Source organism: Gracilibacillus lacisalsi DSM 19029 (assembly GCF_000377765.1).
Lineage (GTDB): Bacteria > Bacillota > Bacilli > Bacillales > Amphibacillaceae > Gracilibacillus > Gracilibacillus lacisalsi.
On the sequence record NZ_KB898682.1, the window covers coordinates 61,432 to 73,286 of the forward strand.

Here is an 11,855-nt window from a genome sequence, read left to right on the forward strand (position 1 = left end):
AACATATGATGTACAAGGGGGGCTGCTCATGAGCGTAGAATTTATGGGGACTATTATTGCAGCACTATCTCTGATTATTGCTTACATGGGTTATCGAATCAATAAACAAAGACAACAATTGCAATCAGATCAAAGTTTGAGATCAGAAACTGAGAAAGAAACGGAAGTTAGAACATCGCTTCTTTATATTAGCAGAGGAATTGATGACATAAAAGTTGATCTGAAGGCCAATGAAAAAGATGTTGCAGAAATATCCGAAAGAGTAACCCGGGTAGAAGAATCTACTAAACAAGCACATAAAAGAATTGACAATATCAGTCCTGAATAGGGCTGATTTTTTATATAAAGGAAGTGAAGAGCATAGATATAGGTACAGTGGTAAGATCAGATAGTGATAAAAACTCAAATTCTTCTAGTAAAGTATCAACCTTGAAGTTGATACTGGGGAAGAATTAACGACAAAAGCATAACAGGAATACTTCGATAAAATAGGTAGACAGTGTTATAAGCAACCAATTACGTAATGCAGTAACGAGTAAAATCGTATCAGGCATCACCATGGAAAAGCGCTCTCCTATTTTATCCGATTTTAAAATCTCTAACTTAGTGGTTCAGTACTTTTTTGTATAATATCTGTAATGTTTACCAGAAACTCACACGTGGAATTATTGAAAACAAAGAGAATATTAATTCTATTATTTAAGGAGGAGTATTAAATAATGGCGAAAATAGCAACAGTGATTACAGATATGTTTGAAGATGTCGAGTACACTTCACCAAAAAGGGAATTCGAAGGTGTTGGTCATAAAGTCTTCACAATAGAAAAAGAGGCGGGCAAAACAGTAGAAGGTAAACAAGGTGACGCAACTGTTTCTATTGATTATGGAATCGATGATGTAACGCCAGAGGATTTTGATGCATTGTTCATTCCGGGAGGATTTTCTCCTGATATGCTGAGAGCGGATGACCGTTTTGTGACATTTGCTAAACATTTCATGGATGAGAAGAAACCAGTCTTCGCTATTTGTCACGGACCACAGCTACTAATCACAGCCAAAACATTAGAAGGCCGTGATGCCACTGGTTTCAAATCAATACTAGTAGACTTAGAATACGCTGGCGCTAATGTGCACGATCAAAGAGTGGTTGTTTGTGGTGATCAATTGGTTACCAGTCGGCAACCAGATGATATTACTGCATTTGTTGAAGAATCACTTCAATTATTGCCATAAAGATTAATCCCCCGTGAGTCATAAGGCTTACGGGGTTTTTGCTTTCAATTAGAAAATAAATGATTGATTTAATTATCTAATTCCTTCAATGAAAAAGACATGAACATTGCCTCTTAACGGTCACTGTTGTTTTTGTATATAAATTGTGAGAATTGTTTGTTGTAAACGCTTACGTGTGTAGTTAACCTAAAATGGAAGCACCTAACTATTCTATAAATAGAGAGGAGGTGTGAATTCCTTATTGAAAAGTTAGTTAAAAAAGAAACTACTGCCAATTGTGACACTAAAAAAACGGAGGTATTTTATGGGGAAATTATTTTATAGTATGCTATGTTTTACTGTCTGTTTTTTCATGCTTCCTTTTGTAAATCCAATTGCCAATGCTACTGAAGATGAAGAAATTCTAGCCTTTCCTGGTGCTGAAGGGTTTGGGCAGTATTCCAAGGGTGGTCGTGGTGGTGAAGTTTACCATGTAAATAGTTATGAGTTGACAGGTCCAGGAACGTTTCATGATGCACTGACAACTGCTGGTGATATCCCTCGAACCATTGTATTTGATATATCCGGAGAAATTAGGATACCACAAATTATTGTTCGTAATAAATCCAATATCACCATAGCTGGTCAAACTGCTCCAGGAGATGGTGTAACCATAAAAGGAAATAATGTTCGTTTTATTGATAGTAACGATATCGTTATCCGCTTCATGCGATTTCGTATAGGAAAGAATGATTTCCAAGATGATGCTTTATATTTTGAAGATAGTCAGAATGTGATCATTGATCATTCTTCATTTTCTTGGGGAACTGACGAAAATTTATCTATATTAAGTAAAGATTATGATAATCCAGAATCGAAAAATATAACCGTACAGTGGTCTATCATCTCAGAAGGACTTTTAACACATTCAATGGGTGGATTAATTGAGATGAATACGATCACCATGCATCATAACCTTTATGCCCATAATAATGATAGAAACCCTAAAACAAAAGGGCAAATCGATTTTGTAAATAATGTTATATACAACTGGGGGCAGTATCCTTATGTTGCTGGTGGTGAATCAGGAACGAAAGGCTATGGTAATGTGGTAGGAAATTATTTTATAGCAGGTGTGAATTCAAGAAATCCAGAATATGCCGTAGTACGCGGAAATGAAAATTATAGCCTATTCCTAGAAAACAACCGAATAGATAGTAATAAGAATGGTATCTTAGATGGAACGGACACAGGAACAGAAATGATGGAAGTGGAAAGACCAAGTGTTATTGTGGATAAACGTTTTGAATATCCGTTAACTAATATAGAGGAGCCTGAAAAAGCTTATCAACATGTTTTAGATTATGTAGGTTCTTCATTAGTGAGAGATAGTGTGGATCAAAGAGTGATTCACGATGTTAGAAATCAAACGGGCGCTATTATTGGGCATGAAGAAGATGTTGGTGGGTTCCCAGAATTAGAGAAGGGAACTGCACCAAAGGATACGGATCGGGATGGAATGCCAGACGAATGGGAGCAAGCAAATGGATTTGACCCAAATAACCCAGAGGATAGAAATGAAGACAAAAATGGTAATGGCTATACTAATTTAGAGGATTATTTAAATGAATTAGCTACTTCATCTTTTCCAAAGAATTATCCAATGGAACCACCAGTATGGACAGGTGATCCATTTGTGCCGCCAGAAGAAGATACAGAACCCGAACCAGACATAGAGCCTGAACCATTACCAGTAATGGATGGGGAAATTACGAAAAACCTCATCATTAATGATAACAGTAGTGGAGGAGGTCAAAATGCAAGGAATTGGTCCATTGAAGAGAACCTCCAAGAGGGAGACCTGGTAGCTGGTGATCGAGATGGTTATCGATTCACCGATATACCAGAAGAGTTACTTGGTGTGGAATGGATTCGCTCAGCAGTGAATTCAAGAAGTGCTACAAGTGAAGATCTCGTTACCTTTTATCTAGCTGCAGATGCAGATGTATATGTTGCTCATGATGCAAGAGTGAGTTCAAAGCCAGAATGGTTATCATCAGAATACGAAAACACCGGACAAACGATTGAAGATGATCAACCCGTAACATTTGAGCTCTATAAGAAGCATTACCCTGCTGGATCCTACGTGGTAATGGGGCCAAATAATAACAGTAGTCGAATGAACTATTTTGCATTAATTCAACCGACGAGTCAGAAGGTGCCGCCCAATGAAGTACCTAAGGACTTAGAAGGAGATATTGCAGAAGACGAGGTTTCATTGAATTGGTCGTCTGTTAATGACGAGGAATTGTATTTAATCTATCGCTCATCGTCCAAAGACCCTTCGTTTAGAGCAATTGCAAGCACGGAAGAAAGTAATTACAAAGATGATACAGTTGAATTAGGTGTAACATATCAATATAAGATTTCTGCTATAAATGCTGGGGGAGAATCTGAGCTGTCTGAACTAACAGAAATTTTCTTCTTTGACCCTAATGAACCCACCCCAGATAAACCAGCTGAATTAACCGTCACCGAAACCAAGAGTATAACAGTTGAATTAAAATGGCAGGAGGTTGAAGACGCTATTAGTTACGGCGTTTTCAGGACTACTGAACCGGATGGGGAATTTAAAAAAGTAGCGGATACAATAAGTCCTTCTTACATGGATAAGCCTGTCGATTCTTCTACGACATATTACTACAAAGTATCAGCAACAAGTATTGGCGGAGAATCTGAGATGTCAAATGCAGTAAGTACAACTACAGAAGAAGCTATTGATCTTCCAGAAGTGCCACAAGGACTTTCAGCAGGGGAAATAACTAATTCTACATTCGAAATCAACTGGTACTCTGTTGAAGAAGCAGAAAATTATGATATTTACCGAAAAGCGAATGAAGAAAGCGAGTTTAGCAAAATTGCTAGTACAGATTCATCAAACTATAAGGATGAGAGTGTCAGTATAAATCATACAGGATATAGTTACAAGATATTGGCAGTGAATGAAATGGGAGAGTCAGAGTTCTCGGAAGAGCTTAATATTGACATGCTTCCTCCTAATACACCATCTGACTTAATCGTTAGTTTAATAGGAACGGATGTTGTTGGTTTAACTTGGACATCACAAGGTGGAGCAAATCGGTATAATGTTTATCGAGAAAGAAACGGAGAGGTTGAATATATTGGATATGCCAAAGTAGATACTTACTTTGATCGCACGGCAGAACCAGGGGGGCATTATACGTATTACATTAAAGCAGAGAATGCCAGTGGCGAATCAGAAGAATCGAATGTAGTGGAAGTTACTCCTGGGTATATTACGGTTTTAAAGAATTACATGCGGCAATATGACCAGACTGGTGATATAACTGGACCGATTGTGCCTCAATTAACTAACACATTAAAACAAGTGGAACATCATGTAGAAAAAGGTTCAACAACAAAAGCAATAAAATTCCTTTCTAAGTATAGAGAGCAACTTATTAAAGAAAAAAACAAAGAACAAATTTCATCGCTAGCAAGTACAGTTTTAAATCACTATGCAAAGTCATATATGGAAGAATTGAAATAAAGATTTGTAAGGAAGGGCAGTAACCCAAGCCAAAGGGGTTATTGCCCTTTCTTAATTGTAAGGAAAGCATAAAATTTGCGCAGATGTCTAGCTCCGAGCGCCCAGAAACTAGGCGACTTCACGAATTGCCCTACGATAAGTCATCATCGGTTCGTAAACTCACCGTGATTCCTTTATCTCAGTTAATTCGTTCCAGTCGCTACGTTTCTAATCGGGCGCTCTGCGCTTTTCTTAATTTCTTCTAAACTTAACTTGGTAATAGTACCTTGATGAAAGGATAATTGCCATCTTCCATCAATATACTTCCAAATAGAGCTCCGCAATGTGTTACGTTCTTTCGAATGATTCATGACATAATACGTTGCTAGAACAACATCTGCTGCTAATTGTTCGACTTGATAGTTGTGGAGTGACATTTCATCTAGAGTCACTCCATCTTCCAGACACATCGCTTTATTTATCAAAATGCCGGAGCTTCCAATCTCTTGAAAATCATTAGCAAGTATTTGCGCTAATTTCTTACTATTACTCCTAACGTCTAATTGAAGATGGCTTTCCTCGAGTTGCTGTAAATGTGCTTTTACATTCTCATTCATAACCACCGCTCCTAATAATCATCCATGTTGTTTTTTTAACTTCTCCTGCTTATGCAACGTGTGTTTTACACCCCATTCGTGCATAGCCTCCAAAATAGGCTGTAGACTCTTACCATATTCCGTCATAGAATATTCGACTTTTGGCGGTACTTCTGGATAGACTACTCGTTCGACAATGTCTTCAGCTTCTAACTCACGTAACTGTTTCGTTAACATTTTTTGTGTAATTCCGGGCATACTTCTCTTAAGTTCATTAAAACGTTGTGTGCCATGATTAAGCAAATGGAGTAAAATAATTGGCTTCCATTTGCCGACAAGAATACTTAGTGCATCTTCAACCCTGCATGCATTCGGTTCATACTTCATCATCAATCACCCTACTTAACAGTATATTTTTGGATACTATATATCATTTAAGTGCGTACTTACATTTTACGCTTCTATGCTTCATAATAACATATGATAGCAAACTTTGATGTTAGAAAGGTTGTTCAAAATGGAAAAATATCGTATCGATCCTAGTAAAGGACTAGAGTTTGGTTTATATACATTAGGTGATCATTTACCCCATCCGGAGACAGGTGAACGAATTCCAGCAAGTCAGCGTTTAGATGAAATTATTGAGTTGGCGAAATTAGCGGAAGATGCTGGTCTTGATTTCTTTAGTGTTGGGGAGAGTCATCAAGATTATTTCACAACACAGGCTCACTCTGTTGTACTAGCTGCGATTGCACAGGCAACGGAAAAAATAAAAATTGCCAGTTCATCAACTATTATAAGTACACTGGATCCTGTCAGAGTGTATGAAGACTTTGCGACCATTGATTTAATATCAAAAGGACGTACGGAAATTGTTGCAGGAAGAGCTTCTCGTGTTGGAAACTTTGACCTTTTAGGTTATGATTTGCATGATTACGAAGAATTATATGAAGAAAAATTTGATCTTTTATTAAAAATTAATGCAAATGAATATGTAGATTGGCAAGGTCAGTTCCGTGCACCATTAAAAAATGCTCATGTACTGCCAAGGCCGCTAAACGGTTCATTACCAATCTGGCGAGCAGTTGGTGGTCATCCTTCCAGTGCTGTTAAAGCAGGATATGCAGGTGTGCCGATCTTTGTAGCTATGTTAGGAGGACCGGCAACACTTTTCAAAAGAACCATTGACTCTTATCGTGATGCACTAGAACGAGGAGGATACGATCCGAATGAATTTCCGGTATCTACAGCTGGTTTCTTTTATTTAGCAGAAACAACACAGCAGGCACAACGAGAAACATATCCTTATATTAATGCAGGTATGCAAAAGACGAACGGAAGGGGTTTCGCCAAACAAGTCTTTGCTCAAGGAGCTGACCCGCACGATGTAATGAACATCGGTAGTCCTCAGGAAGTCATTGAAAAAATATTATATCAACATGAAACATTTGGTCACCAACGATACATTGCACAAATGGACTTTGGTGGAATACCGTTTGATAAATTGCGAAAAAATATCGAATTAATCGGAAAAGAAGTTCTGCCAGCAATTCGTAAATACACAGCAAAATAGGAGGCCAAGAATGAAGGTAGTTGCAATAGCAGGTTCGATTGTCGGATCTAAAACAAAAACAGCGATTCAATATGCAACAGATCAACTTTTAGATAAATATCCAGATGCAGAAGTAACTTTATTGGATCTAGCAGAATATGATATGCAGTTTAGTGACGGTAGAAATTATCTCGATTATCAAGGCGATACAAAAAAAGTGACCGAAACGATTATGGAAGCTGATGCATTATTGATCGGCACACCCATTTTCCAAGCATCGATTCCGGGATCGTTAAAAAATATTTTTGATTTATTGCCTGTTGGCGGACTTGAGGGCAAGGTGGCTAGTATGATTGTAACAGCTGGCTCTCAAAGACACTATCTAATTCCCGAACAGCAATTGAAACCGATTCTGGGATATATGAAAGCACAGATAGTGCAAAGTTATGTTTATATAGAAGATGTAGATTTTTACCGGAAGGAAATCACCAATGATGATGTCAAGTTTCGGATAGAACGGCTTGTAGAGGATACGATGACATTGGCAAGAACCTATCAAAGAATACTGGAAGAAAAAGAAGCTGAATATGATTTTTAATAGTGATAGTACTTGGTTTACAGGGACCAAGTGCTATTTTACTGTCAGAATTTCTAACTTTCCTCTTTGAAATTATTTCAATTATTTAGATAATTAGGTATAATATATTCTACAAATGGATAGACATACACCGTAAAGTAGAATCATAAAAAATAATGAGGGGGTTTTCATGATGAAAAAGCTTAGTATGTTTTTTATTGTATTTTTGTTTCTAGGTTTAGTGTTAGCGGCTTGTGGGGACGCATCTGATGACGCAATTGATGATGATGGAACACAATCGGAAGAAACACCGGAAGAAAGTGAGTCTGAAGGAGAAAGTGATGACAGCGGAGAAGCTTCAGAAGATTGGGTGGATAATATTACTGTATTAACTGGAGGAGAAGCTGGTGTATATTTCCCGTTAGGTGTAGCGATGGCTGAAATTATGGATCAGCAAGTGGATGGTGTGAGTGCAACCGGTATCTCTAGTGGCGCATCAGTAGTTAATGCCAATGAATTGAGTGATGGCCAAGCAGAATTTGCTCTCATCCAAAATGATGTGGCTTATTATGCGCACGAAGGATCTAATATGTTTGACGAAGTAGTAGATGGTTTTAGTGGTGTATTCACTATATATCCGGAAACGATTCAAATTGTAACATTAGCGGATAGTGGAATTGAAACTGTAGAGGATCTAGAAGGAAAGCGTGTCGCTGTAGGTGATGTTGGTTCAGGTACTGAAGCAAATGCGGAGCAAATTTTAGGCGCACATGATCTGACATTTGATGACTTAAGTGCAGAGTGGATGGACTTTGGTGATGCCTCAACAAACTTACAAGATGGTAATGTTGATGCTGCGTTTGTAACAGCAGGTACGCCAACTGGAAGTATTCAAGAATTGGCTGCTAGTGCGGATATTAGAATTGTAAGTATTAATGAAGATAAGATTGCTCAATTAGAAGAAGAATATCCATACTATGTTAGAGAAGATTTAGATGAAAATACTTATGAAAACTTTGATGCGACTGCAACAACAGTAGCAGTACAAGCAATGCTAATTGTAAGAGATGATTTACCTGAGGATCAAGTTTATGAATTAACGAAGTCTATTTTTGATAATTTAGATGCCATGCAAAATGCACATGAACGAGGAAATGACCTAACCATCGATACGGCACAAGACGGTATGTCTATTGACTTGCATCCAGGAGTTCAACGCTATTTTGATGAACAATAAAAGGAATTCTTTTACAAACAGAAAAGGGGCATTGCTACTGAGCAATGCCTTTTTTCAGAAATTCATGTTCATCTTTTTTGTAATACTTATTCTTTTGATAAGTTGGCTCATATGGCATCGACCTCAGCACCTATTAGTGATATCTGATATGAATACTGGTGAAATATTGTGGGAAAGTGATATAAAACAAGGAGAAACTTTCTTTCATGAATATATTCATTCAGTAGAAAAATCTCCTGTGAAGGAAGTGTTTCAATATTCTTCTACCGGTGAAGTGATGACAATGGAAAGTTGGACAAAATCATTTGGGGCAGGAATGCCTTATCAAAGGGAAGGAGATGTTGAAATGAAGGACGGTTATTATGTAATGAAAAATTTAAACCGTCCTGTACATGGAGGAGCATTAAGAATGAAGCCTTCAAGTCTGTATCCGCATACATTCTCCTTTCGTGATCAGACCATATACTTGTCAAAAGAACCATTTGTTACAAAAATTATAGAAATTAATGTGATAGACTTACCTTGGTGGGAAGGGTTTATACGTTCCTTCAAATTAAAGTAAATCTATGTAGAAAGTAGGGATGGAAATGGATGACAGCCAGAAGAAAATGCTGCAAGAGTTAGAAGGCAGTGATCGTGAACTTCGAAGCTTTTGGGGGATTATTGTTTTAGCGATTAGTGTTTTTTTATCTGCTTTTCATTTATATGTTGCTGGATTTGGATTACCAGGTATTGGATCCAAAACATTTTTAATATTGCATTTAACGATTGGTTTAGTATTAGTGTTTTGTATTTTTCCGATCAAAAAAGGTCTGCGCCAAACATCTATACCTTGGTATGATGTTATACTAGCAATTTTCTCATTAGCGGTTGGTACATATATTATTCAAAAACAAACAGCAACTTCTATTATGTCAGGACGGCCGACAGATCTGGATTTATTTATTGGTTTAGCTTTAATCATTTTAGTGCTTGAAGCAACACGTCGGGTAGTAGGAAAACCGTTAGTTATCATAGCGCTTGTCTTTATAGCTTATTTCTTTCTAGGTGAATATATGCCAGGTCAGTTTCACCATACACGAGGTGACTTTGAACGGTTTATTTATGAAATTACGTACCGTAACAATGGCATATTTGGAACACCAATTTATGCATCTGCTCAGTTTGTATTTATATTTATCCTATTTGGTGCGATCCTCGAATCTACAGGAGCCGGAAAGATGTTTATTGATTTGGCATTGCGTATGTTTGGTCGTTATAAAGGGGGACCAGCCAAGGCCAGTGTGGTAGCGAGTGGGTTAATGGGCAGTATTTCCGGAAGTTCTACAGCAAATGCGGTTACTACCGGTACATTCACGATCCCATTAATGAAACGAGTCGGTTTCAAACCGCATGTAGCTGGTGGGGTAGAAGTGGCGGCATCTTCAAGTGGCCAATTCTTACCGCCTATTATGGGTGCAGCTGCATTTATTATGGTAGAGTTTACAGGAGTTCCGTATTATCAAATTATTCAAAGTGCGATTATTCCTGCATTATTAGCCTATATTGGTATTTTATTCATGGTGCATTTTGAAGCATCCAAACACGGTATTACCGGGATTGCCAAGAGCGAATTGGCGTCAGGCAGGAAGTTGTTAATGCAACAAGGTTATCTCTTAATACCGTTAATCGCTTTGCTTTATTACTTGGTTTATGTTCGGGTTTCAGTAAATAATTCTGCGTTTTTCTCGATTATCGTATTATTGGTGCTAGCGTTATTTGTCCAGCGTTTCAAAGATAATCTTGGTCGTACAGCTATTATTGCAGCTGGGGTAATTGCGATTACTTTACTACTACAAATCTTTATCGACCCAATTAACCAAGGGATACATGCGTTAAATGATTTGTTTAATACCAATTTCTTTAGTGTGGAGACAATTAGGTGGAAGCCAGAAATATTAACATTAATCCTTATTAGTATAGGGATTGCGCTTATTTTTGCATTATCCCAAAAGAAAATGAAAATTGATTCACCACCAGTCCATTTTGGCTGGAAGCAAACATTAGCTGGTTTTGAAACAGCTGCACGAAATGCATTATCGATTATTGTCGCATGTGCAACTGCAGGTATTTTGATTGGTGTGATCACAACTTCAGGTTTATCTACTAAATTCACAAGAATTGTAATTGGCTTTAGTGAAACATTAACGAATGCGATGCCAAACTTTTTAGTAACAGATAATACCCAGTTATATTTTGCATTAATATTAACGGTGTTTGCTTGTTTATTATTAGGATTAGGATTACCGACAACGGCAACCTATGTTGTTCTGGCAGCTATTGTAGCTCCTGTATTAACAGATATGGGTGTTCATGTTTTGATTGCTCACCTATTTGTACTATATTACGGGGTATTAGCGGATGATACACCGCCGATTAATCTACCTGCCTATGCGACAGCGGGTATAGCCAAGGCAGGGCCTGTTCGGACTGGTATCCAAGGGTTTAAATATGATTCAGCAGCATTGTTATTGCCGTTTGTTTTTACATTAAACCCAACTATTCTTTTGATTACGGATGTGGCATGGTATCAAGTTATTTGGGCGATTGTTACGGCAACAATCGGGATGATTGCCTTTGCTTCGTTCATTCAAAATTGGTTAGTCAGACAATATCATTGGTATGAAAGGTTATTAGCGCTGATTACAGCATTATTATTCATCCAAAACAACTTACTGACAGATATTATTGCCATAGTGACACTTGCTATTATTTTTGCCTTGCAGTTGTTTCTTTCCAAGAATCAGAAGAATAAAGAGCAAACAGCATAATGACAAGAACCCTCTATCCATTTTGAACTGACCCAGTAAAACGGGACAAGAAAAAACACCTATGCTGCCATAGTCCTGAATTCAACAGGACTGTGGCAGTTTAGTTTTGTAAACGGTCGTATATAGTTGTAATAATACATGTAAGATTGCACTTTTTCTAGTACAATAGAGTTTGTAAGGTGCACTCTATTTTGAGTGTTGAATTCTTCCGACTTTAGCGAGGAGTGGAAGGATTCGATTACGGCATTATCAAAGCAGTTTCCTTTTCGGGACATGCTTGTGGTAATGCCTTTTTCTTTAGCCAGCTCTTGAAAGTCGTAAG

11 protein-coding genes are annotated in these 11,855 nt (G+C 37.7%); 8 read left to right on the forward strand and 3 right to left on the reverse strand.

The features are described from left to right. Positions 1 to 28: 28 nt before the first annotated feature. From D569_RS0120160 to D569_RS0120170, 3 genes are all read left to right on the forward strand, one after another. Complete coding sequence (locus D569_RS0120160; protein ID WP_018934247.1) at positions 29 to 328, forward strand: hypothetical protein; 300 nt, start codon at positions 29 to 31, stop codon at positions 326 to 328. Between the two features lie 391 nt (positions 329 to 719). After that, positions 720 to 1,232, forward strand: coding sequence for a type 1 glutamine amidotransferase domain-containing protein (locus D569_RS0120165; protein WP_018934248.1), 513 nt, complete (start codon positions 720 to 722; stop codon positions 1,230 to 1,232). A 304-nt stretch (positions 1,233 to 1,536) separates the two neighbouring features. Further along, positions 1,537 to 4,782 carry an FIMAH domain-containing protein gene (locus D569_RS0120170; RefSeq protein WP_018934249.1) on the forward strand — a complete coding sequence of 1,082 codons (3,246 nt, stop codon included), beginning with the start codon at positions 1,537 to 1,539 and terminating at the stop codon, positions 4,780 to 4,782. 182 nt (positions 4,783 to 4,964) lie between these two features. Here D569_RS0120170 and D569_RS0120175 read toward each other — a convergent pair whose 3' ends face one another. Together D569_RS0120175 and D569_RS0120180 are read right to left on the reverse strand one after the other, a co-directional pair. Further along, on the reverse strand, positions 4,965 to 5,378 hold the full coding sequence (locus tag D569_RS0120175; RefSeq protein ID WP_018934250.1) for a nuclear transport factor 2 family protein: 414 nt from the start codon (positions 5,376 to 5,378) through the stop codon (positions 4,965 to 4,967). Between the two features lie 18 nt (positions 5,379 to 5,396). After that, positions 5,397 to 5,744, reverse strand: coding sequence for a winged helix-turn-helix transcriptional regulator (locus tag D569_RS0120180; RefSeq protein WP_018934251.1), 348 nt, complete (start codon positions 5,742 to 5,744; stop codon positions 5,397 to 5,399). 130 nt (positions 5,745 to 5,874) lie between these two features. Between D569_RS0120180 and D569_RS0120185 the strand changes: the two genes are divergently transcribed. The 5 genes from D569_RS0120185 to D569_RS0120205 all read left to right on the forward strand — a co-directional run bounded on the left by D569_RS0120185 (position 5,875) and on the right by D569_RS0120205 (position 11,533). Further along, positions 5,875 to 6,930 carry an LLM class flavin-dependent oxidoreductase gene (locus tag D569_RS0120185; RefSeq protein ID WP_018934252.1) on the forward strand — a complete coding sequence of 352 codons (1,056 nt, stop codon included), beginning with the start codon at positions 5,875 to 5,877 and terminating at the stop codon, positions 6,928 to 6,930. A 10-nt stretch (positions 6,931 to 6,940) separates the two neighbouring features. Next, a complete protein-coding gene (locus D569_RS0120190) occupies positions 6,941 to 7,507 on the forward strand; it encodes an NADPH-dependent FMN reductase (protein ID WP_018934253.1) in 567 nt (188 codons plus the stop codon). A gap of 169 nt (positions 7,508 to 7,676) precedes the next feature. Beyond that, positions 7,677 to 8,723, forward strand: coding sequence for a TAXI family TRAP transporter solute-binding subunit (locus D569_RS0120195; protein ID WP_245548529.1), 1,047 nt, complete (start codon positions 7,677 to 7,679; stop codon positions 8,721 to 8,723). Positions 8,724 to 8,871: 148 nt separating this feature from the next. Then, positions 8,872 to 9,285 (forward strand): DUF1850 domain-containing protein, encoded by a 414-nt coding sequence (locus D569_RS0120200; RefSeq protein WP_245548530.1) that lies wholly within the window; start codon positions 8,872 to 8,874, stop codon positions 9,283 to 9,285. A 25-nt stretch (positions 9,286 to 9,310) separates the two neighbouring features. Next, positions 9,311 to 11,533: a TRAP transporter permease gene (locus D569_RS0120205; protein ID WP_018934256.1), complete on the forward strand. Its 2,223-nt coding sequence runs from the start codon at positions 9,311 to 9,313 to the stop codon at positions 11,531 to 11,533. 59 nt (positions 11,534 to 11,592) lie between these two features. Here the strand turns inward: D569_RS0120205 and D569_RS24160 are convergent. After that, positions 11,593 to 11,855, reverse strand: a 263-nt coding sequence (locus D569_RS24160; RefSeq protein ID WP_156823017.1) for an integrase core domain-containing protein, incomplete at its 5' end; no start/stop codon positions are given.